General features: G+C 72.5%; 18 protein-coding genes. 7 read left to right on the forward strand and 11 right to left on the reverse strand.

Annotated elements, in window-relative coordinates; all coding sequences use genetic code 11:
* Positions 1–557: 557 nt before the first annotated feature.
* The 4 genes from ABZ576_RS24500 to ABZ576_RS24515 all read right to left on the reverse strand — a co-directional run bounded on the left by ABZ576_RS24500 (position 558) and on the right by ABZ576_RS24515 (position 4,909).
* Positions 558–1,400 (reverse strand): LLM class flavin-dependent oxidoreductase, encoded by an 843-nt coding sequence (locus ABZ576_RS24500; RefSeq protein ID WP_360744635.1) that lies wholly within the window; start codon positions 1,398–1,400, stop codon positions 558–560.
* 133 nt (positions 1,401–1,533) lie between these two features.
* On the reverse strand, positions 1,534–2,295 hold the full coding sequence (locus ABZ576_RS24505) for an amino acid ABC transporter ATP-binding protein (RefSeq protein ID WP_360744637.1): 762 nt from the start codon (positions 2,293–2,295) through the stop codon (positions 1,534–1,536).
* A complete protein-coding gene (locus tag ABZ576_RS24510; protein WP_360744639.1) occupies positions 2,292–4,055 on the reverse strand; it encodes an FAD/NAD(P)-binding protein in 1,764 nt (587 codons plus the stop codon). The genes ABZ576_RS24505 and ABZ576_RS24510 overlap by 4 nt, the downstream gene beginning before the upstream one ends.
* Positions 4,052–4,909, reverse strand: coding sequence for an amino acid ABC transporter permease (locus ABZ576_RS24515; protein ID WP_360744642.1), 858 nt, complete (start codon positions 4,907–4,909; stop codon positions 4,052–4,054). Before ABZ576_RS24515 ends, ABZ576_RS24510 begins: the two co-directional genes overlap by 4 nt.
* A gap of 446 nt (positions 4,910–5,355) precedes the next feature.
* Here ABZ576_RS24515 and ABZ576_RS24520 point away from each other — a divergent pair, with 446 nt between their 5' ends.
* Positions 5,356–6,303: an ABC transporter substrate-binding protein gene (locus ABZ576_RS24520; RefSeq protein WP_360744645.1), complete on the forward strand. Its 948-nt coding sequence runs from the start codon at positions 5,356–5,358 to the stop codon at positions 6,301–6,303.
* 8 nt (positions 6,304–6,311) lie between these two features.
* On the opposite strand, the gene ABZ576_RS24525 is transcribed toward ABZ576_RS24520, so the two are convergent.
* Positions 6,312–7,721, reverse strand: coding sequence for a DUF5685 family protein (locus tag ABZ576_RS24525; RefSeq protein ID WP_360744648.1), 1,410 nt, complete (start codon positions 7,719–7,721; stop codon positions 6,312–6,314).
* 277 nt (positions 7,722–7,998) lie between these two features.
* Here ABZ576_RS24525 and ABZ576_RS24530 point away from each other — a divergent pair, with 277 nt between their 5' ends.
* Entirely contained in the window at positions 7,999–8,436 is a 438-nt protein-coding gene (locus tag ABZ576_RS24530; protein WP_059248508.1) for a cell division protein SepF, read from the forward strand.
* A gap of 36 nt (positions 8,437–8,472) precedes the next feature.
* Here the strand turns inward: ABZ576_RS24530 and ABZ576_RS24535 are convergent, their stop codons facing one another.
* Entirely contained in the window at positions 8,473–9,663 is a 1,191-nt protein-coding gene (locus tag ABZ576_RS24535) for an acyl-CoA dehydrogenase family protein (RefSeq protein ID WP_360744651.1), read from the reverse strand.
* Positions 9,664–9,755: 92 nt separating this feature from the next.
* Positions 9,756–11,381, reverse strand: coding sequence for an MFS transporter (locus tag ABZ576_RS24540; protein ID WP_360744654.1), 1,626 nt, complete (start codon positions 11,379–11,381; stop codon positions 9,756–9,758).
* A 260-nt stretch (positions 11,382–11,641) separates the two neighbouring features.
* Here ABZ576_RS24540 and ABZ576_RS24545 point away from each other — a divergent pair, with 260 nt between their 5' ends.
* Both ABZ576_RS24545 and ABZ576_RS24550 read left to right on the forward strand, forming a co-directional pair.
* On the forward strand, positions 11,642–12,886 hold the full coding sequence (locus ABZ576_RS24545) for a glycosyltransferase family 39 protein (RefSeq protein ID WP_360744656.1): 1,245 nt from the start codon (positions 11,642–11,644) through the stop codon (positions 12,884–12,886).
* A gap of 236 nt (positions 12,887–13,122) precedes the next feature.
* Positions 13,123–14,151, forward strand: a complete 1,029-nt coding sequence (locus tag ABZ576_RS24550) for a phosphatase PAP2 family protein (RefSeq protein WP_360744659.1) — start codon at positions 13,123–13,125, stop codon at positions 14,149–14,151.
* Positions 14,152–14,294: 143 nt separating this feature from the next.
* On the opposite strand, the gene ABZ576_RS24555 is transcribed toward ABZ576_RS24550, so the two are convergent.
* Complete coding sequence (locus tag ABZ576_RS24555) at positions 14,295–14,510, reverse strand: I78 family peptidase inhibitor (RefSeq protein ID WP_360744662.1); 216 nt, start codon at positions 14,508–14,510, stop codon at positions 14,295–14,297.
* A 463-nt stretch (positions 14,511–14,973) separates the two neighbouring features.
* On the opposite strand from ABZ576_RS24555, the gene ctaD reads away from it, so the two are divergent.
* Entirely contained in the window at positions 14,974–16,668 is a 1,695-nt protein-coding gene (gene ctaD / locus ABZ576_RS24560; RefSeq protein ID WP_360744664.1) for a cytochrome c oxidase subunit I, read from the forward strand.
* A gap of 112 nt (positions 16,669–16,780) precedes the next feature.
* Here ctaD and ABZ576_RS24565 read toward each other — a convergent pair whose 3' ends face one another.
* Positions 16,781–17,476, reverse strand: coding sequence for a transglycosylase family protein (locus tag ABZ576_RS24565; protein WP_360744667.1), 696 nt, complete (start codon positions 17,474–17,476; stop codon positions 16,781–16,783).
* Between the two features lie 543 nt (positions 17,477–18,019).
* On the opposite strand from ABZ576_RS24565, the gene ABZ576_RS24570 reads away from it, so the two are divergent.
* The gene (locus ABZ576_RS24570) at positions 18,020–18,814 is read left to right on the forward strand and encodes a hypothetical protein (protein WP_360744670.1); all 795 of its coding nucleotides are present in this window, start codon (positions 18,020–18,022) and stop codon (positions 18,812–18,814) included.
* 56 nt (positions 18,815–18,870) lie between these two features.
* Positions 18,871–19,269: a hypothetical protein gene (locus tag ABZ576_RS24575; RefSeq protein ID WP_360744673.1), complete on the forward strand. Its 399-nt coding sequence runs from the start codon at positions 18,871–18,873 to the stop codon at positions 19,267–19,269.
* A gap of 66 nt (positions 19,270–19,335) precedes the next feature.
* Here the strand turns inward: ABZ576_RS24575 and der are convergent, their stop codons facing one another.
* Both der and ABZ576_RS24585 read right to left on the reverse strand, forming a co-directional pair.
* Entirely contained in the window at positions 19,336–20,817 is a 1,482-nt protein-coding gene (gene der / locus ABZ576_RS24580) for a ribosome biogenesis GTPase Der (RefSeq protein ID WP_360744676.1), read from the reverse strand.
* A gap of 77 nt (positions 20,818–20,894) precedes the next feature.
* Complete coding sequence (locus ABZ576_RS24585) at positions 20,895–21,482, reverse strand: lysophospholipid acyltransferase family protein (RefSeq protein WP_360744778.1); 588 nt, start codon at positions 21,480–21,482, stop codon at positions 20,895–20,897.
* Between the last annotated feature and the right edge of the window lie 17 nt (positions 21,483–21,499).

A 21,499-nucleotide genomic window follows, 5' to 3' on the forward strand; every position in this document is an offset into this window, starting at 1 on the left:
CCCTCCAAGGGAAGTCGGGGGCCCGCGTGGGGTTGGGGCCCGTGAGTCGCAGTCAGGGGCCCGACCGGATCCGAATACGCATGCCCCTGACAAGCGCTGAGGGGGAGTATTCGGCCGAACGGCCGGTCGGCACAAGGGGGCCTTTCGGCCGTCGGCCCGGAACGGCCCGAACGCCTTGGAACCGCCCGTACCGGCCCGGTGGACCCCGGGCCGGCTCAGGTGGTGCGGCCCCGCCTCGACCGCCGCCTCCGGCATGTCGACGGGGGTGGGTTCACCGGTGGGGTCGAACCCGCGCGCGGCCGTCCGCGCCGCCGGCTCCCGCGGCGCGAGACCCCGGAAATGTCCGGAAGTCGCCCTTCCGGATAGCTCCCGAGCCGGTGCGTCACGGTCGGCGCGAGCGGTCCGGGGGGCGCCGGGGCCGCCCCGTGCGCTTCTCCTGCCACCGTTCGCAGACCTCGGGTGCGTCCAGCGCCATGCCGTCGGATCCCTTCATCAGCGGCCAACCTTCCCATACCGGACGCGCTCTTCCGGGGTCCGCCCCGCCCTCCGGTTCTCGCTCATGCGTACTGGTCGGCGGGGCGAGTCAGGCCCAGGTGCTCGCGCAGGGTGCTGCCCGGGTAGAAGGTGCGGAACAGTCCGCGGTGCTGGAGCAGCGCCACCGTGCCGTTGACCAGCCGCTCCAGATCACGGCGCGGTACGACGGGGACGAGGTGGAAACCGTCGGTGACACCGTCGGCGTGCCAGCCGGCCATCAGCTCCGCGAGGTCGACCGGGCCGCCCCGGTACAGCGGGCCCCGCACGGTGGGCCGGGGCCCGCCACCGCCGTGTCCGGCCTCCGCCGCGTACTCGCCGTCGCCGAGGTCGACCAGCAGGCTCACCAGGACCAGCAGCGCGTCCGGTCTCCGCCCGAACGAGCGTGCCAGCTCGCGCAGCTCGTCGCGCGCGCCGGCCGCCTGGGCGGGGGACGCGGCCCGCAGCAGGACGACGTCCGCGTACCGGGCGGCGGCCGTGCGGGTGTGGCCGTCGGTGGCATCGGTCACGCGGACGGGGTGGCCGTGCGGCGGCCGGGGCACGGTCCACGGGCCCGGGCCCGGTAACGCGTCGATCCGCCAGCCGGCCCGCCCGCGGCTGAGCCGGTCCAGGGCGGCCACGGCGGCCGGCGCCCGGAAGGGCTCGGCGTGAGTGGCGGCGACCGTCGGCACCAGCCCGATCCGCCGGGTCGCGGACGCCATCCGGCACAGGGTCCCGAGCCCGTCGGGCGCGGAGCGGTCGTGGGAGTCGTCCAGCGTCACGAAGTCCAGCCCGCCCCGCTCGGCGAGCCGGGCCAGTTCGACCGGGGAGCCGGCGTCCAGGCCCCCCGACGGATCGACGGCGGCGGCCAGGTGCAGCAGGCTGCTCATACCCGGCGCCTCCCGGACCCCTGTCCCCGCCCGGCCGGCGGGCACCCACGGCGCCCCGGGGGCCCCTGACCCGCCGCTCGGGCCGTCGGGGAGGTGCCCGGTTCGCCGCTGCCCACGGTCACGGTCCCCACCCTCACAGCACCTTCGCCAGGAACGCCCGGGTCCGCTCCTGTCGCGGGGCACCCAGTACCTGCTCCGGCGGCCCCTGCTCCACGATCCGCCCGTCGGCCATGAACACCACCGTGTCGGCGACCTCCCGGGCGAACGCGATCTCGTGCGTGACGACGATCATCGTCGTCCCCTGGGCCGCCAGGTCCCGGATCACGTCCAGCACTTCGCCCACCAGCTCGGGATCGAGCGCCGACGTCGGCTCGTCGAAGAGCAGCAGTCTCGGCTCCAGGGCGAGCGCCCGCGCGATGGCGACCCGCTGCTGCTGCCCGCCGGACAGCTGCCGCGGATAGGCGTCGGCCTTGTCGCCGAGCCCCACCCGATCCAGCAGCCGGCGGGCGCTCTCGCGGGCCGCGTCCCGGGGCCGCTTCAGCGCGTGCACCGGCGCCTCCACGACGTTGTCCAGCACGGTGAGGTGCGGGAAGAGGTGGAAGTTCTGGAAGACGAACCCGATCCGGGTGCGCTGTTTCAGCACCTCCCGCTCGGGCAGTTCGTACAGCTTGTCACCGACCCGCCGGTACCCGATCAGCGAGCCGTCGACGCTGATCGCACCCCGGTCCACCTTCTCCAGGTGGTTGATGGTGCGCAGCAGCGTGGACTTGCCGGAGCCGGAGGGGCCGAGCACGGCGGTGACCTCGCCGGCGCGCACCTGGAGATCGATGCCCTTGAGCACGTCGAGGGAGCCGAAGCTCTTGTGCACCGACCTGATGTCGACCATGACGCTCATCGCACGGGTTCCTTTACAAGTGAGGTGGTCAGGAAGGACAGCACCGCCCGGGCGGTGGCGTCGTTCTGCCGGAAGGCGGGTCCGCCGGTGCGGGGGCGGGTGAACGCGCCGGCGGTACGGGTCTCGGTGGACGGGCCGAGCGCGAAGCGCCGGGGGTGCGGACGCCCGGCGGCGTCGAGGATCCGGCCGTCGCCGGGGTCGACCCGGAGCAGTCCGTCGGAGGTCTCGGCGGCACCGTCGGCGTGCAGGGCGCGCAGCAGGCTGTCGCGGGCGCGCCCGACGGTGGGCTCGGGCAGGCGGGCCTCCACCAGGGCCCGCGCCTCCACGGCGAAGCCCGGCACGGTGGGGCTCGTGGCCCGGAACACCCCGCGCTCGGCGGTGACGGTCATGCCGGCCCCGACGAACCTGAGCAGTCCGGCCCGGGACAGCGCGAGCATCTGCCGCAGCCGGGGTCCGGGCGGCCCGGACGCCAGGAAGCTGAAGAACCCGTGCCACCAGGACGTGACGTCCCCGAGCCGCACCAGCTGCCCGTAGACGGAGAGAAGTCCCAGGAAGACGGCGAGGTCGGTGCTGTGCGCGGGGTCGTGACGGCGGGTCAGGTCGGCCTCGATGCGGTCCCTGAGCCCGGCCTGGAAGTCCTCGTGGGAGGCGTACCGCACGCCGTCCAGCGGGTGGTCGAGCGCGGCGAGGTCGAGCCGGTCGGCCGGGTCCGGCACGGCGGCGGCGACCAGCGCCCCGGTCTCGGCCGGGCCGCCCGCCGCCGCGTACTTCTCCTCGAAGTCGGCCCAGGCCATCGCGGTGCGGCCGGGGTGCGCGGTGAACAGCCGGTGGTAGTGGGCGAAGCCCAGCTCCTTCTCGATCAGGGGCCACACATCGCGCCGGAAGTCGTAGCCGCCGGGCCGGGCGAGCAGTTCGTCCACCTCGGCCGGGCCCAGGAAGCGGGGCAGCGGGGGCCGCTCGCCGGTCCAGTCGTAGCCGATCTTCGAGTGGTACGGCACACCGCGCCGCGAGCCGACGTACAGCACCGGCTCGCGCCCCGAGGGGTGGTACGCGTCCCCCTCGTACCGTCCGCCGCGTCCCTCGGTGAGCAGCACCATCAGGTCGACGAAGGCCAGTCCGAAGCCGCGTACCAGGACGGGTGCGCCGGGCGGCAGCGCCGAGAGGTCGCTGTCGGCGGTGAAGTCGGGCGGCAGGTGCACGAGGCCGTGCCGCCGGGCGTACTCGGCCAGCCGCGTCTGCTCCGCGTCGGGTTCGGCGTCCAGGTGGCCGAGGGCGAGGATCACCGCGTCGGCCGGGAGCGGGCGGGAGCGGCCCTCGAGCCACACCTGCTGGCGGCCGTCGCGGGGCCCGGCGAGCCGGAGGGCGCGCCGCGGGTGGTGGTGGACGGTGACGTGCGGGGGCAGGTCGGCGAGGATCCGTTCGTACACCCAGCGCAGGTAGCGGCCCTGGAGCCGGCGGTCGGCGAAGGTGCGGCCGTCCAGGCCGGCCCACTCGTGCAGGGTGGGGCCCTCGCGCACCGGGCCGGCCATCGTCACCGTCTCGTCGGTGAACATGGTGACGTCCTCGGCGTGCGAGTTCATCCACAGCAGCGGCGACTGCGCCTGCCGCCAGATGCGCCCGCCGCCCGGCGGGTGCGGGTCGACCAGGTGGATGTCGAGGCCGGGACCGCCGGCGTACAGCTCGGGTGCGTTGGCGGCGATGCGTTCGAGGATGCCGGTCCCCCGCGGCCCGGCTCCCACGATGACCAACTGCTGCCTCATCGGGCGCTCTCCGTGCCGCGCGCGTAGTGCCGCTCGACGAAGGTCTGGCCGATGCCGAGCAGGGAGGTGACCACGGCGTACCAGAGGGTGGCGACCATCAGCAGGGGGATCACCTGGTAGGTGCGGTGGTAGATCAACTGGGCGGAGAAGAGCAGGTCGTTGACGGCGATGACGCTGACGATCGAGGTGCCCTTGAGGGTGCCGATCAGCATGTTGCCGGCGGGCGGCACGATGGAGCGCATGGCCTGCGGCAGCACGATCCGCCACCAGCGCCGCCACCGGCTCAGACCGAGTGCCTGGGCGGCCTCGATCTGCCCGCGGTCGACGGAGAGAATGCCGCCCCGGACGACCTCGGCGGCGTAGGCGGCCTCGTGCAGGGTGAGTCCGATGACGGCGACGGCGACCGGGCTGAGCAGGTCGACGGTCTTCACCCCGAACACCTGCGGGTACAGCGCCCCGATGTTGAACCACAGCAGCAGCTGGACCAGGATCGGGATGGACCGGAACAGCCAGACGTACCCCCAACCGACGGCCCGGAGCACCGGGTTGGCGGACAGCCGGAACGCGGCCAGCAGGGTGCCGAGGGCGAAGCCGAGGACCATCACCACCGCGGTCAGCCACAGCGTGAGCCACAGTCCGCGCAGGACGGAGTCCGAGGTGAAGTAGTCGCCGACGACGTCCCATTGGAACGCCTCGTTGTGGACGACGGAGTTGACGGCGAGCCCGAGCAGGACCAGGACGGCGGCGGCTGCCGCCCACTGCCCGTACCGGCGTCGCGGGACGATCCGCGGGGCGTCCGCGGGCTCCGGGGCCTGCGACGCGGCGGGGATCTTGGCGAGGGTGTCGGATGACATGTGAAGGCTCCGTGACGTGGGGGCCCTCCCGCCCCGGGTGCAGCCGGAAGCGGGGGAGCGTCGTCAGAGACGGGGTGTCGCCTTCACACGGGCAGCGCCGGAAGCGGCGCGGACACGGCCGAGCCCCTCAGCAGGGCCGTGCACCGAGAGTACGGGGGCGTTTCCCTGCGCTGTCAAGGCTGTCCGGACTGTGAGCCGTACATCTCACGGCAGTTGACGCGGAACCGGATGCCTGTTCCACTTGGCCCATGCATCCGCAGCAGTGGCTGGTCACCCGCTCCCACATCGACTTCGGTCGCGTGTGGTCCTGTTCGTGTTGAGCTGACCCCCTGCGCACGCCTGCCCCCGGGGCGGGCGTCCTCGCGTTCTCTTGTTCTCTCGGCCTTCACACGCGCCCCTCCCCTCGCGTTCTCGCACACCCTTCCGTCTCAGGAGACCGCCGTCCGATGCGTACACCCTTTTTTCGCCATTTCATTCCCTTTATTGCCATCAGCTCGGCCGCACTGCTGCTCACCGCCTGCGGCTCCGGGGACGGTGGCGCGGTCGGCACGGACGCCTCCCGGGTGGCGGCCAGGTCCGGTGAGGTGCCCACCACGGACGTGGTCTCGGCCGTGCGGAAGGACGACGCCGTCGCGAGGCTGCTGCCCGCCGGCACCACGAGCCTGACCGTCGCGGTCAGCGTCGGCGGCACCCCGCCCGGCACCACCTACCTCGACGACGGCACGACGCTGACCGGCCAGGACGTCGATTTCACCAAGGCGGTCGCCCGGGTGCTCGGCATCAGGCTGAAGGTGGAGCAGGCGAGCTTCGAGGCGATCCTGCCGGCCCTGGACAGCGGCAAGTACGACTTCGGCGCGAGCAACTTCGGCGTCACGGACGAGCGCCGCGAGACCATCGACTTCGTCACCTACATCAACGACGGCCAGGGCTTCGCCACCCGTGCGGACAGCGAGCTGTCGAAGATCACCGACCTGAGGCAGCTGTGCGGCTTCGACGTCGCGACCGCCGCCGGCACGACCTTCGAGGCCACGCTGGAGGCGAACAAGCACGTGTGCGCCGACGCCGGGAAGAAGGCGTACCAGGTCCAGACGTACTCCGAGTCGAGCGCGATCTGGTCCTCGCTCCAGCAGGGCCGCAGCGACATCGTGATGTCCACGATCAACGGCCTGCGCTACGCCGTCGCGCACCAGCAGGGCCTGAAGTTCCTCAACGAATTCCACCGCCTGGACGTCGGCTTCGCCTTCAAGAAGGGCACGAAACTGGCGCCCGCCTTCCAGGCGGCGGTGAACAAGCTGCTTTCCGACGGCACCTACGACCGGATTCTCAAGAAGTGGGGAACGTCGGGCTCGGCGATCAGCACCTCGCGGATCAGCCCGCCGGAACTGAAGAACTAGGGGGTTTCTCAACAGCCGTCGCACGGGCAGCAGCAGTCACAGCCGCCGGGGCAGGAACAGTCGCACCACTGGCAGCAGCCACTGCGCTTCTTCCGGGACCACGGGCCCTCGTATTCCTCGGCGCAGCACATTCTGCACGTGCAGAACAGGGTGAGGAACATCCCGCAGCCCGCCCAGAAACCGCGCCGGCCCTTGGCGGGCCCGGACCCGGGACCACCCCCGAAACCGCCGCCGTCCCCGCCGAAGCCACCGCCGCCGAAGCCGCCGCCCCCGCCGAAGCCGTCGTTCCCGCCGTAGTGACCGCCACCCCCGTGGGGATGACCGCCCGTATACGGATGACCGCCCGCGGGGTAGGCGCCTCCGGCCTGGGGGTGGCCGCCGGAATGAGGGGCACCGGAGCCATACGGGTTCCCGCCGTACGGGTTCCCGCCGTAGGGATTCCCGCCGCACGGGTTCCCGCCGTAGGGATTCCCGCCGTACGGGTTCCCGCCGTACGGCCCCTGCGGCGTTCCGGCGCCGTGGCCTTCCGGCGAGGGTCCCGGCCGGTGTGCCGCGCACACCGGTGCTGTGCCGAACGCCCGGTCCACCGAGCGCCGCAGCTCGTGGACGAGGAGGAGGTGGACGAGCCTGCCGTCGGTGAACTCGGCCTCCCGCAGGGCGAGCCGGATGCCGTGCAGGGCGTCGTCGGCGAGCCGGCGGGCCTCGGCGAGGGACGTGCCGGTGGCGGTGAGCGGGTTCCAGGCACCCGACAGGGCGTCAGACCCCCGGTCCTCCACGGCGTCCAGCAGGTGCGCGAGCCGTCCGAACAGCCGCCCGGCCTCCGCCAGCGGCTCGGCGTTGCCCGGCCGCCCGGCCAGCACCGCGGTGTGCGCGAAGGCCGCCGCGGTCGCGGTCTCGGTCGGCTCGGTGACCGTCAGGACCGGGGTGCCGGGCCCGGCCAGGGACTCCAGGCCGAGCTGCCGGTCGACGGCGTCGACCAGGACGCCGGTGTCGAAACCGACCGCCGCGCCGCCGTGCTCCCCGGCCCGGCCCCAGCTCGCCGCGACCCGGCGCGCGGCGGCGGCGAGCGGCCTGCGGGCCAGCGCTCCGTCGCGGTCGGCGACGTGGTCGCGCACCTTGGCGGAGGCGAGCACCAGCGAGACGGCGGCGGCGAGCCGCGCCCCCTCCCCCTGGGCGACGGAGGCGGTCCGCATGCCGCGCAGCGCGCACGGCCCGGCCGTGCGCCGGGCGCCGCTCACCGCCCCGGTCTGAGCCTCTGTCAGAACCGATATGAGAAGCCCGTCGTAGTTCGTCACGATCCGCGCGAACTGGCCGTGGTCGCGGCGCAGGGCGAGGCAGAGCCCGCACAAGTGCGCCATCCACTCGGCCTTGAGGCCCTCCCCGAGCCGGTGCGAGCAGGGCCTGACGATTCCGAACACGACATCCCCCGTACTGTGATACGACGTTGATACGGCGTGGACGTTCACCCGTACGCACCGCGCATCACCCGTCCGCCGCGAACAATCATATTTCACTCTCAGTCAGCAGCCGTATGAGTCGGCGCCCTTGGGGCACAAGGACTCTCGACGGATCCGCTGTGCACCAGTACCGTCACAAACCCCCCGCGCGGCGTCTATCCACTTGGCGAGGCGTCCGCATCATGGATGACCATAGGGATGCGGAAAGCAAGAAAGACCGCTGTGAGAGGAGGCGTCCATGGGATCGGTACGCAAGGCGAGTGCGTGGCTCGGCCTCGTCGACGACAACGATGACGAGCGCTACTACGACGACGACTACTCCGAGGGCACCGAGTCCGGGGACGCCTGGGTCACCGACCCGCGGGTGAAGGTGGCCACGGACACGGCCGAGGAGAAGGGCCGCCGGATCGGCACGGTCACCCCGGACAGCTTCCGGGACGCCCGCGCCATCGGCGAGCTGTTCCGGGACGGCGTCCCGGTCATCATGAACCTCACCAACATGGAGCCCGGCGACGCCAAGCGGGTCGTGGACTTCGCGGCGGGGCTCATCTTCGGTCTGCGCGGCTCGATCGACCGGGTGTCCAACCGCGTGTTCCTGCTGACCCCCGCCGACACGGAGATCATCAGCGGTGAGGCGTCCGCGCACCGCTCGGACGGCTTCTTCAACCAGAGCTGAGGCAGGGCCGCTCACCCGGCCCTGCCCCGACGGGGCTCACCGGAAGGCGTCGAGCCCGGTGAGCGCCTTGCCCAGCACGAGCTGGTGCATCTCGACGGTGCCCTCGTAGGTGAGCACCGATTCCAGGTTGGTCGCGTGCCGCATCACCGGGTACTCCAGGGAGATCCCGTTGGCACCGAGGATCGTCCGCGCCGTACGGCAGATCTCGATGGCCTCGCGGACGTTGTTGAGCTTGCCGAAGCTGACCTGCTCGGGACGCAGGCGGCCGGCGTCCATCCGCCGCCCCAGATGGTGGGCGAGCAGGATCCCCTTGTGCAGCTCCACCGCCATGTCGGCGAGCTTGGCCTGGGTGAGCTGGAAGCCACCGATGGGCCGCCCGAACTGCTCGCGCGACTTCGCGTAGTCGACGGCCGCCTCGAAGCTGCTGCGCGCGGCGCCCATGGAACCCCAGACGATGCCGTAGCGGGCGTGCGACAGACAGCTGAGCGGTCCGCGCAGTCCGGTGACCCCGGGCAGTACGGCGGTGGCGGGCAGCCGCACGTCGTCGAGGACGAGCTCGCTGGTGACGGAGGCGCGCAGGGACCACTTGTGCTTGATCTCCGGTGCCGAGAAACCGGGGCTGCCGGCCGGCACCACGAAGCCGCGGATGCCCTCCTCGGTCTGCGCCCAGACGACGGCCACCCCGGCGACCGAGCCGTTCGTGATCCACATCTTGCGGCCGTTGAGCACCCAGTCGTCGCCGTCCCGCTTGGCGTGGGTGCGCATCGAGGCGGGGTCGGAGCCGTGGTCGGGCTCGGTCAGCCCGAAGCAGCCGATCACCTCGCCGGCGGCCATCCGCGGCAGCCACTCCCGCTTCTGCTCCTCGCTGCCGAACCGGTGCAGGGCGTACATCGCGAGGGAGCCCTGCACGGAGACCAGCGAGCGGATGCCCGAGTCGGCCGCCTCCAGTTCCAGGCAGGCCAGTCCGTACTGCACGGCGGTCGCGCCCGCGCAGCCGTAGCCGGTGAGGGACATGCCGAGGGCGCCGATGGAGCCGAGTTCACGGGCCAGGTCCCGGATGCCGGGCAGCTCGCCCTTCTCGTACCAGTCGGCGACGTACGGCAGGACGCGGTCGGCCGCCCAGCTGCGGACGGTGTCCCGGACGGCCAGGTCCTCCGGCTCCAGCAGGTCGTCGATCCCGAGCGGGTCGGCGGCATCGAACGGGGGCAGCTTCGCGGACGCGGACATGGAACACCCTCCGGGACTCAGCAAAACTAGCAGCGCTAGTTACGGCTCTCCGGCCGACGTTACGGGGCAGTGTCCCGCACGTCCAGAGGAGGTCAGGCGGTGACCCGCGGCTTGCCGGGGGCGGGCTCCGCCTCCCGCGGTGCCGGCAGCTCCACCTCGGCCCCGGCCGGTTCCGCGCCGCACTGCATGATCCGCGGCAGGCGCAGCGCCATCACCGCGCCGAGCAGCAGCAGCCCCGCGCTCACCAGCAGGGTCACGTGCAGGCCGTGCACGAAGGAGTCCCGCGCCGCCCGGCGCAGCGCCGTCCCGGCGGACCCGCCGAGCCGGCCGGCGACCTCGTAGGCCTCGCCGAGCGAGTGGCCCGCCGCGTCCGACGCCTGCCGCGGAACGCCGGGCACCGAGCGCAGCCCCGGCGCGTAGGCCGCGTTCATCACGCTGCCCAGCAGCGCGATGCCGATACCGGCCCCCAGCTGGTACGACGTCTCGCCGATCGCCGCCGCGCCGCCGGCCTGGTCGGCCGGCGCCTCGCTGAGCATCGACTCGTAGGCGCCGAAGAGCGTGGTCTCCAGACCGAAGCCCAGCAGGACGAAGCCGGCCAGCAGCAGCGTCGTGTTGTCGCTGCCGCCCATCGCCGTCAGGGTCAGCACCGCGGCCGCCGTCAGGCAGAAGCCGAGGCTCACCATCCGGCGCGGCCCGAAGCGGCGCAGCATCCGCGCGCCCGCGAGGCCGGCCGCCATCGCCGCGACGGTCAGCGGCAGCAGTCTGAGGCCGGTCTCCAGCGGGGACAGGCCGAGCACCAGCTGGAGGTACTGGGCGGCGATCAGCTCCAGGCCGACCAGCGCCAGCATCGCCAGCACGATGCAGCCCACCGAGGTGCTGAACGCCGGCCGGCGGAACATCCCGAGATCCACCAGGGGGTGCGGCAGCCGCCGCTGGCGCCGTACGAAGAAGAAGAGGAGAGCGGCGCCGCCCAGCAGGGGCAGCAGGGTGAAGGGGCTCGCGGCCGCCTCGCCGCCGCCGAGCCGCTTCACACCGAGGACGGCACCGAAGAGCCCGGCCGCCGCCATCAGCGCACCGGCCACGTCCCAGGGTCCCTGGCCCGCGCCCCGGGACTCGGGCAGCAGGGCCCTGCCCACCGGGAGGCTGACCAGCATCAGGGGGATGTTGACCAGGAAGACCGCGCCCCACCAGAAGTGCTCCAGCAGGAAGCCGCCGAGCAGCGGGCCGACCGCGGCGCCGACCGCGGCCACCGCGCTCCAGACGCCGATGGCGAGGGCGCGCTCGCGCCGGTCGGGGAAGACCTGGCGCAGGATGGACAGGGTGGCGGGCATGATCATCGCGCCGCCGACGCCGAGCAGCGCGCGGGCGAGGATGAGCGTCTCGGCGGTCTGCGCGAAGGCGGCCACGGCGGAGGCGACCCCGAACAGGCCGTAGCCGAGCAGCAGGACGCGTCTGCGGCCGACCCGGTCGCCGAGCGTGCCGAAGAGGATCAGCAGCGAGGCGCAGACCAGCGGATAGACGTCGACGATCCAGAGCAGTTCTATGGCGCCGGGCTTGAGGTCCTCGGTGACCGCGGGAACGGCCACGTGCAGCACGGTCGCATCGACCGCGACGAGCAGCAGGCTGACGCAGAGCACGACGAGGACGACCCAGCGGTGGGCACCCGCCCCGGGCTCCCGACGGCGCGGCCGTACGGCAGCCGTGGTCGTCCCGGACATGTACGTACCTCCCAGATGATCCCTCGCGTGGGGCGGACCGACGGGGCGGGGACTCCCTGTCGTACGGCCGGAGAGGAGCGGTGTCTCCGGCCCGCGCGAACCCACTCGGGTGACTCGTCAGCGTACGCGAGTTCACCGCACGGTCACGTGGCGGACCTCTCACACGCACGAGGGAACCCGTGTGGCGTACGCCACGTCGCCCCCTCTTGACCAGGCCCCGGCCGGCGGTCCCGTTCGGCGGGCCCTCGATAATCGAGCCCGTGACCGAACTCGACACGCGCGTGACCGCGCCGGACACCCCCCTGCTGCGGCGGGCGGTGCCGGCCGTCCTGGGCTACGCCGCGGTGCGCGCTCTGGGCCTGGCCGTCCTGGCGGTGTGGAGCACCGCCCGCGGCACCAGCGCGTACACCTTGCTGACCGCGCGCTGGGACTCGCTGTGGTACACGCGGGTCGCCGAGCTGGGCTACGGCTACGAGGTGCGGCTGCCGAACGGGGACGTCCACTCCAACCTGGCGTTCTTCCCCCTGCTGCCCTGGCTGGAGCGGCTGCTGCACGCGGTCACCCCGCTGTCGTACGCGGACGCCGGCTTCGTGGTGAGCCTGCTGGCCTCGCTCGCCGCGGCAGCCGGGATCTTCGCGGTGGCCGACCGGGTGTACGGGCCCCGGGTGGGACTCACCGCCGTACTGCTGTGGGCGGTGCTGCCGGTCGGGATCGTGCAGTCGATGGCGTACAGCGAGTCACTGTTCACGGCGCTGGCGGCCTGGTCGCTCTACGCGGTGATGACCGGGCGGTGGCTGAGCGCCGGCGTCCTGGCCGCGCTGGCCGGGCTGACCCGGCCGGTGGGGGCGGCGGTGGTCGCGGCGGTGTGGGTGGCGGGCGTGATCTCGTTCGGGCGAGAGCGCGGCGCGAGGCACACGCCGGGCGCGCACATCGACTCCCACGCCCCCGCGCCCGCTCCCGGCGGAGCCACCCCTGACCGCGCGCCCTCCTCCGCCCCACGCGCCCCCGCCTGGCGCCGCGCGCTCGGCATGCTGCTCGCCCCGCTCGGCGCCGCCGGGTACGTCCTGTGGGTCGGGCGGCACACCGGCGGGGGCCCGCTCGGCTACCTGGACGTGCAGGCCGGCTGGCGCAACGGGTTCGACGGCGGTTACGCCTTCGCCCGCTTCGTGGCCGACAAGTTCACGTCATTCCCGTCCGCCCTCGCCGGTCTCGGCCTGGTCGCCGCCGTCGCGCTGCTCATCTGGCTGTACGTCACCGGGGTCCGCGGGCGGCAGCCGGTCGAACTCCTCGTGTACACAGGGGTCGTCCTGGCGCTGGCCCTGTGCGCGTCGAGCTACTTCGGCTCCAAGCCCCGGCTGCTGATGCCGGCCTTCCCGGTGCTGCTGCCGCTCGCCGTCGCCCTGGCCCGGCCGCGCCCCTCCCGATCGGCCCTGGTCACGGCGGGCCTGGCGGTGGTGGCGGCGGTCTATGGGGCCTTCTGGCTGAACGGTTCCGGTCCGCCATGATCGACTTCTCGCCCGGTGACACCCGGGAGAATTCCGCACCAGGACCGGGTTAACGCATTCATAAGCGCCATATAAACAACACCCGGCATGATCAAAGGAATTGACCTGAACGGCCTCCCCCGATTGCGGAATCCCGGGAATTCTGGGCGCCCTTGAGAGGTTTCCCACATCACATCGTCATCACAAAGCCCCTGTTTCGACCGGGAACAGAGCTCACTCGCTGTAACGTCGATTGGGTGCGTACCGAACGAAACCTCACCCGGCGTCTGGACCGGGTGTTCGCCAGACTGGACCGTGAGCCGGAACGACCGGCCCACATCGATGTGCCGAGGATGAGCCGGCACCGGGTCGTCCTGTTCTCGGCGACCCTGGCTTTCTACCTGGCGATCGTGTGGGCCGTGGTGACCACCTCCTGGCTCGTCCGGCTGGACTGGCAGGTCATGTTCTTCCGGCCGTACCAGCAGTGGCCGCGGATCCACGCGTTCCTCGACTACTACGTGGTGCTCGGCCAGCGCGGTCCGACCGCCGTGATGGTCGCGGCCTGGCTCGGCTGGCGCTCCTGGCGGCAGCACACCGTCCGCCCGCTGCTCACCCTGGCCACCTCGCTGCTCCTGCTGAACATCACGGTCGGCGCCGCCAAGATCGGCATGGGGCGGCTCGGTCCGCACTACGCGACCGTCATCGGCTCCAACGAGATGGGCCTGGGCGGCGATATATTTCCCAGCGGCCACACCGCCAACGCGGTGGTGACCTGGGGCATCCTGGCGTACCTGGCCTCCACCCCGAGAGCGCGCCGCTGGCTGTCGGCGCTCTCCGCGGTCACCTCCCTGGGCGTCGGCCTCACCACCGTCTACCTCGGTACGCACTGGCTGAGCGACGTGCTGCTGGGCTGGGCCGCGGGACTGCTGATCCTGCTCGCCCTGCCCTGGTTCGAACCGCTGATCGCCAGGACCGAGCTGGCGCTGTTCGACCTGCGCGACCGCTGGCGCTCCCGCCGCGGCCTGCCCGCGCCCGAGCCGGCCGCCGTCCCGGTCACGCCGGTGGTGCTCGCCTCCCGCGGCATCGCGGCGGAGCCGCCGGCGCCGGCCCGCGAGCCGGTCTCCTCGACCCGGGCCTCCCGGGGTCCGGCGCACCTGGCGCCGGGACCGCACACGGCCCGTTCGGAGCGCACCCCGGTCACTCCCGTGGGCAGCCGCCGGCCGCCGCACGCCGACCGCCTCCCGCGCGGCGCCTCCCAGCCGGCCCGCCCCCTGACCGGCGGCTGACGGCGGGGAGAGGGCGGGACCCCGGTACGCACGACCGACCCCCGCGCCCGAGGAAGGCCCCGCTCCCGACGAGGGAGCGGGGCCTTCCCCATACGCGGACGCGGGCGGGCGGCTGGCGGCTGGCGGCTGGCGGCTGGCGGTGGTCAGCCCTTCCAGGCGCGGGCCACCCGGCCGCCGCGCACCTCGAAGTTCAGCCGTCCGGCGCGGTACTCCATGGTGATGACCGTGCCGGGCGGCAACGACCGCACGGTCGACCAGCCGCGCTGCCGGGCGAGCCGCTCGGCGTCCCCGGCGTCGAGGCCGACGTACCCGTCCGGACTGTCCTGGGGCTCCGCCGGCGGAGTGGGAATCTGTGCCATGCGATCACGCTAGGCCGCAACCGGCGGTGACGGAAGCCGGGCACAGGACGGTAAGAGCCGTATCCGTCTCCCGTCACACTTCTGTCACAGCTCCCCCGGTCCCGTTTCGCCCCGCCGGCATCGTCCGCCGCGGCGACGGGCCGTCACACGTACGGGCGTTTCCGTTCCGCCCACCGGGGTAATCGAACAGAATTCACGCGTGTCGGAGGGCCGCTTCCAATTCCCCGGCGGAAAGTGCCGCAGTGGGGATCGGGGCGGGCCCGGGGCGCGATTCCCCGCGCAATCCGGTGCGGTGCCACGGCAGCTGACACCGCATGGGAATTTCACGTTTTCAGCACACAACCGCCGGACGCCCCCTGACGGAGCACACGCCCCCCGGCGAGCATCGTGACGACGGCTCGCGGGTACGCGTGCCGCGGGTCGCGGGGCCCGGGCGCGAGGGACGCGAAGGGGCGAGCGAGCGATGGGGACCGAGACCGCAGGGGCGACGGCAGGGCCGGTGCGCGACAGGCCGCGCGGCGGCCGGCTGGTCGTGGACTGGCTCACCACCACCGACCACAAGAAGATCGGTCACCTGTACCTGATCACGGCGTTCGGGTTCTTCCTGGCCAGCGGGGTCATGGCACTGCTGATGCGCGCGGAGCTCGCCCGGCCGGGCCTCCAGCTCCTGGACAACAACCAGTACAACCAGCTGTTCACGCTGCACGGCACGATCATGCTGCTGCTGTTCGCGACCCCGAGCTTCGCGGGCTTCGCCAACGAACTGATGCCCTTGCAGATCGGCTCGCCGGACGTCGCCTTCCCCCGGCTGAACATGCTCTCGTACTGGCTGTTCACCTTCGGCGGGCTGATCGTGCTGGGATCGCTGCTGGTGCCCACCGGGCCGGCCGCCTTCGGCTGGTTCGCCTACGCGCCGCTCAACGACCTCGCGCACTCCCCCGGCATCGGCTCGGACCTGTGGATCATGGGCCTGGCACTGTCCGGCTTCGGGACGATCCTCGGCGCGGTCAACTTCATCGCCACCATCATCGGGATGCGCGCACCGGGCATGACGATGTTCCGGATGCCGATCTTCACCTGGAACACGCTGTTCACGTCGATCCTGATCCTGATGGCCTTCCCGGTGCTGGCGGCGGCGCTGCTGGTGCTGGAGTCGGACCGGCGGTTCGGCTCGCAGGTGTTCCAGGCGGCGAACGGCGGGGCGCTGCTGTGGCAGCACCTGTTCTGGTTCTTCGGACACCCCGAGGTCTACATCATCGCGCTGCCGTTCTTCGGGATCATCACGGAGATCATCCCGGTGTTCAGCCGCAAGCCGATCTTCGGCTATCTGACGCTGGTCGGCGCGACGATGGCGATCACCGGGCTGTCGATGGTGGTGTGGGCGCACCACATGTTCGCCACCGGGGCGGTGCTGCTGCCGTTCTTCTCCTTCATGTCGTTCCTGATCGCGGTGCCGACGGGCGTGAAGTTCTTCAACTGGACCGGCACGATGATCAAGGGCTCGCTGTCGTTCGAGACGCCGATGCTGTGGGCGCTGGGCTTCCTGGTGACGTTCCTCTTCGGCGGCCTGACCGGGGTGATCCTGGCGTCACCGCCGATGGACTTCCACGTCACGGACTCCTACTTCGTCGTCGCGCACTTCCACTACGTGGTCTTCGGCACGGTCGTCTTCGCGGTCTTCGCCGGCTTCTTCTTCTGGTGGCCGAAGTTCACCGGCCGGATGCTGGACGAGCGGCTCGGGAAGATCCAGTTCTGGACCCTGTTCACGGGCTTCCACACCACCTTCCTGGTGCAGCACTGGCTGGGCGCCGAGGGCATGCCCCGCCGGTACGCCGACTACCTGGCGGCCGACGGCTTCACCGCGCTGAACACGGTCTCCACGATCGGCTCCTTCCTGCTCGGCCTGTCGACACTGCCGTTCCTCCTCAACGTCTGGCGGACCGCCCGGTACGGCGAGAAGGTCGGGACCGACGACCCGTGGGGCTACGGCCGCTCCCTGGAGTGGGCGACGTCCTGCCCGCCGCCCCGGCACAACTTCGTCACCCTGCCCCGGATCCGTTCGGAGTCCCCGGCCTTCGACCTGCACCACCCGCAGTACGCGGCCCAGACGCCGCAGCCCGAGCCGAAACGGCATCAGGCCGGTGACCGGTCCTCCTGACCGGGCGCGGCGGGCGTTGTCGGGGACCCCGGCGCGGGTCCGGGTCCGGCAGGGGACGCGGACAGCCGCCGTCCTCCTCGGGGCGGCGGCCGTCGGCCGGGGTGACCGGTGGTCAGAGCGCGAGGCGCTGGCCGGGCACGATCAGGTCGGGGTCGTCGCCGATGACGGCCTTGTTGGCGGCGTGGATCCGCTGCCAGGTGGTGCCGTGCCGGGCGGCGATGCTGCTCAGGGTGTCACCCTCGCGGACGGTGTAGGTCCCGTGGGACCCGCCGCGGTGGGTGGTGGCGGCCGGGCGGTCCGGGGCCTGGGCCGGGGCGGACTCGGCCGGGGCCGACCTCGTCGTCGCGCCGTCCTGCGTCGCCGCCGTGCCGGAGGAGCCGGTGCGGGCCGCCGCGGGGGCGGCGCCCGAGGCTCCGGCCCGGGCCGAGCAGACCGGCCAGGCGCCCCAGCCCTGGGACTGCTGGACCTTGGTCGCGACGGCGATCTGCGCACTCCTGGAGGCCTGGTCGGCCGTCGGGGCGTAGGCGGTGCCGCCGTACGCGCGCCAGGTCGAGGCGGAGAACTGGAGTCCGCCGTAGTAGCCGTTGCCGGTGTTGATGTGCCAGTTGCCGCCGCTCTCGCACTGGGCGATGCGGTCCCACACCCCGTTGTCCGCCGCGGCGGCGTCGCCGGTCGCGGCCAGCAGTCCCAGCGGGGCCAGCAGGGCGGCTCCGGCGAGCGCGGCCGCCGTACGGGCCCTGCGGGCCCCGTCGGGGCGGGTGCTGTCGGGACGGTCGGTGTTGCGGGTGGTATCGGCACACTCGGACATGTGGTTCCCTCTCCACGAACCCGGGCTCCCCCAAGGCGGAACGCGTCCGGACCGCGTGGCGCGGTCGTTCGCGTCCGCCCCGTCCGCCGTGACCGGTGGCGGCGATCGTGCTCTGCCTGGTGCCGGCCGGCGGACGTACCCGAGCGGTGCTCGTTGCACACGGCGGAGGAATGTAAGGAGGGCGTGCGGCGGGAATCAACCAACCGGCCGTCCGTCCAGGCCAGTTGCCCGTTACCGCAGGTATCGGCGATTTTCGGACACCCACTACATAGCCCGATTTCCCGATTTTTCGACCACCCATCGCCGTGCCGTGTGACCCACCTCACCCATTCAAGTGCCCTGACCTTTCCCGCAGTTGACGGTGAGTGTCCGATTCCGCACCCCAGGTCACCCTGTGCGGCGGAAGGTGCGAACCGGTCCGCCTCGGGGCGTGACCCCCACCACAGGACGCCCGTTGTCTTCTTCATGAGCCCGGAACCCCGGGGCTCATCGGCCGGGAGCCACCCGGCCGACCCCCAGCACCGCATCCCGAGGGAGCCACCCGTGCCGCGCATGCTCGACGTCAGCGACGCCGTACGCGCCGAGATCGGCGACGAAGAAGCCGACCGGCTGCTCGCCGGAGAGAACGCCCCGGGCAGTTACGACTGCACGTCCTGCCGCACCCCGGGCGACTCCGAGCAGGAGCGCACCAGCACCGTTCTGTTCGTCGGCGACGAGACCGCCGTCCTCGCCTTCGCCCACGCCAGCTGCCTGCCCTCGCAGGTCGTCCAGGTCACCGAGGAGCAGCTGCAGGGCGCCGTCCGGTCCATCGGCGCCGCCGGCGGTGACCTGGCCGCGGCCGGTGAGCCCCAGAAGAGCGTGCCCGAGCAGGCGGTGCTCGGTGTGACCAGCGGACTCGTCCTGATCGACGGCGAGTTGCACCCCGCGCTCGTCGTGGAACCGACCTCGGCGATCGTCCGCCCGGGCACCACCGGGACCGGTGACGACTTCCTCCCGCTCCTCATCGAGCAGGGCTTCATGCCGGTGACCGAGCTGGCGTCGGTCCCGCCGGTCCTGCACGGCTGGTCGGTCCTGCTGGCCGTGGGCCAGCTGCACGCGGTGCTCCAGCCGTCGGCGGCCGGGGGCCAGCCGGTGGCCTGGTGGCAGGCGCACCAGCCGCTCCAGGTGACCGACAGCTGGCGGGCCGCCGCCAACAAGCACCAGCAGGTGCTCATGTTCGCGGCGCCGGTGGGGTCGATCGGGCGCCAGCCCCGGGAGGACCTGCTGCGGGACGCGCTGGACAAGGCCGCGGCCAACGGCCAGCTGGTCGCCGCCGCGCTGCCCCTCGCCGGCACGTGAGCCCGGGCTGACGACTCCGGCCGCATCTCTTCGGGGTTCCGGTCGTTTGGACATACGTGCACGCATACGACACTTCTCCCCGCCGGTCGTCCTTCTCCTCCGTCCCGTCCGCGCGGGCGGCGCACGAGCCGTCCGGCGGGCCGTCGGCCACGCCCATCTACGACACGCTCTACGCGGAGTGGGTCAAGACCTTCCGCACGCTGCCGGGCGACCGCAGTGGCGAGGAGGAGCTGGGATTCAGCGCGTTCGGCGACTTCCCCGACGGCACGGGCACGTACGGCGGCCACCGGGCAGGGTCGTTCAGCAGCTCCTACAGCGCCTACAGCGCGGGGGCCTACAGCGCCCGGCAGCAGTCGCAGTGGCAGCGGGTGGGCACGCTCGGACGGCATCAGGACAGCGGCGTGCAGTACGTCCCGGCCGCCGCGCTGCCCCCGGGGCCGCGCCGGGGCGCGTGACGGACGCACGAACGCCGAAGGCGGCCCCCGGAGAGCCGGGGGCCGCCTTCGGGTGTCGTGGCGGTGTCACTTCTTCTTCGCGCCGCGCTTCTCGCGGACCCGCACCGAGATGTGGATCGGGGTGCCGTCGAAGCCGAACTCCTCGCGCAGGCGGCGCTCGATGAAGCGCCGGTAGCCGGCCTCGATGAAGCCGGAGGCGAAGAGCACGAACCGCGGCGGCTTGGTGCCCGCCTGGGTGCCGAACAGGATGCGCGGCTGCTTGCCGCCCCGGACGGGGTGCGGGTGGGCCGAGACCAGCTCGCCGAGGAAGGCGTTGAGGCGGCCGGTGGGCACGCGGGTCTCCCAGCCGGCGAGCGCGGTCTCGATCGCCGGGACCAGCTTCTCCATGTGGCGGCCGGTGCGCGCCGAGACGTTCACCCGGGGCGCCCAGGCGACCTGGGCCAGCTCGGTCTCGATCTCGCGCTCCAGGTAGTAGCGGCGCTCCTCGTCGAGGGTGTCCCACTTGTTGAAGGCGACGACCATCGCGCGGCCCGCCTCGACGGCCATGGTGACGATGCGCTGGTCCTGCACGGAGATGTTCTCGGAAGCGTCGATCAGGACGACCGCGACCTCGGCCTTCTCCACGGCGGCGGCCGTGCGCAGGGAGGCGTAGTAGTCGGCGCCCTGCTGGAGGTGGACACGCTTGCGGATGCCCGCGGTGTCCACGAACTTCCAGGTCTTGCCGCCGAGTTCGATGATCTCGTCCACCGGGTCGCGGGTGGTGCCCGCCAGCTCGTTGACGACGACCCGCTCCTCGCCGGCGACCTTGTTCAGCAGCGAGGACTTGCCGACGTTCGGGCGGCCGATCAGGGCGATGCGGCGCGGGCCGCCGACGCCGGTGCCGAAGGACTGCTCGGGCGCGTCCGGCAGGACCTCCAGGACGGCGTCGAGCATGTCGCCGGTGCCGCGGCCGTGCAGGGCGGAGACCGGGTGGGGCTCGCCGAGGCCCAGGTTCCACAGGTAGGCCGCGTCGGCCTCGCCGCTCGGGCCGTCGACCTTGTTGGCGCAGAGCACGACCGGCTTGCCGGCCTTGCGCAGCAGCCGTACGACCGCCTCGTCGGTGTCGGTCGCGCCGACCTTGGCGTCGACGACGAAGACGACCGCGTCGGCCGCCTCGATCGCGTACTCGGCCTGCGCGGCCACGGAGGCGTCGATGCCGAGGACGTCCTGCTCCCAGCCGCCGGTGTCGACGACCTTGAAGCGGCGGCCGGCCCACTCGGCCTCGTAGGTGACGCGGTCGCGGGTGACGCCCGGCCGGTCCTCCACGACCGCCTCACGGCGGCCGATCATCCGGTTCACCAGGGTCGACTTGCCGACGTTCGGGCGGCCGACGACGGCGAGCACGGGCAGCGGGCCGTGGCCCGCCGCCTCGATGGCGCCCTCGACGTCCTCGATGTCGAAGCCCTCTTCCGCGGCGAGCTCCATGAACTCCGCGTACTCGGCGTCGCCGAGAGCCCCGTGGTCGTACTCGTGCTCAGCCGAGTCGCCGGGCTGGTTCTGGTCGTTCATGAAGTCCGTACCTCGTCGTTCATTCGTGGTGATCGGTGGAGTGACCCCGGTGGGCTGATCCACTACTCAAGTGTCGCCTAGCGCCCGGTCAGGCGCCTGGCGTTTTCCAGGTGGCCGGTGAGCTGCTTGCGGATGCGTTCGGTCGCCTCGTCCAGCGCGGCGCGCGTGCGCCGCCCGGTGCCGTCACCCGCCTCGAACGGGTCGCCGAAGACGACGTCGACGCGGGAGCGCAGCGGGGGCAGCGCCGGTATCAACCGTCCGGGCCGCTCGGAGCTTCCCAGGACGGCCACCGGGACGACCGGCGCTCCGCTGCGGACCGCGAAGTAGGCGAGCCCGGCGCGCAGCGCGGCGAAGTCGCCCTCGCCCCGGGTGCCCTCCGGGAAGATGCCGAGCACTCCCCCGGCCGCCAGCACGCCGAGGGCCTGGGTGATCGCGGTGCGGTCGGCGGACGCACGGTCCACCTTCAGCTGGCCGATGCCGGTCAGGAAGGGGTCCAGCGGGCCGATGAAGGCTTCCTTCTTGATCAGGAAGTGGGTGGGCCGGGGCGCCACGCCCATCACCATCGGGCCGTCGATGTTGTGCGCGTGGTTCACCGCGAAGATCACCGGGCCGGTGGCCGGCACCTTCCAGGCGCCGAGCACGCGCGGCCGCCACAGGCCGTACATCAGGCCGACGCCGATGC

It is taken from the genome of Streptomyces sp. NPDC013455, from assembly GCF_040632975.1.
GTDB lineage: Bacteria > Actinomycetota > Actinomycetes > Streptomycetales > Streptomycetaceae > Streptomyces.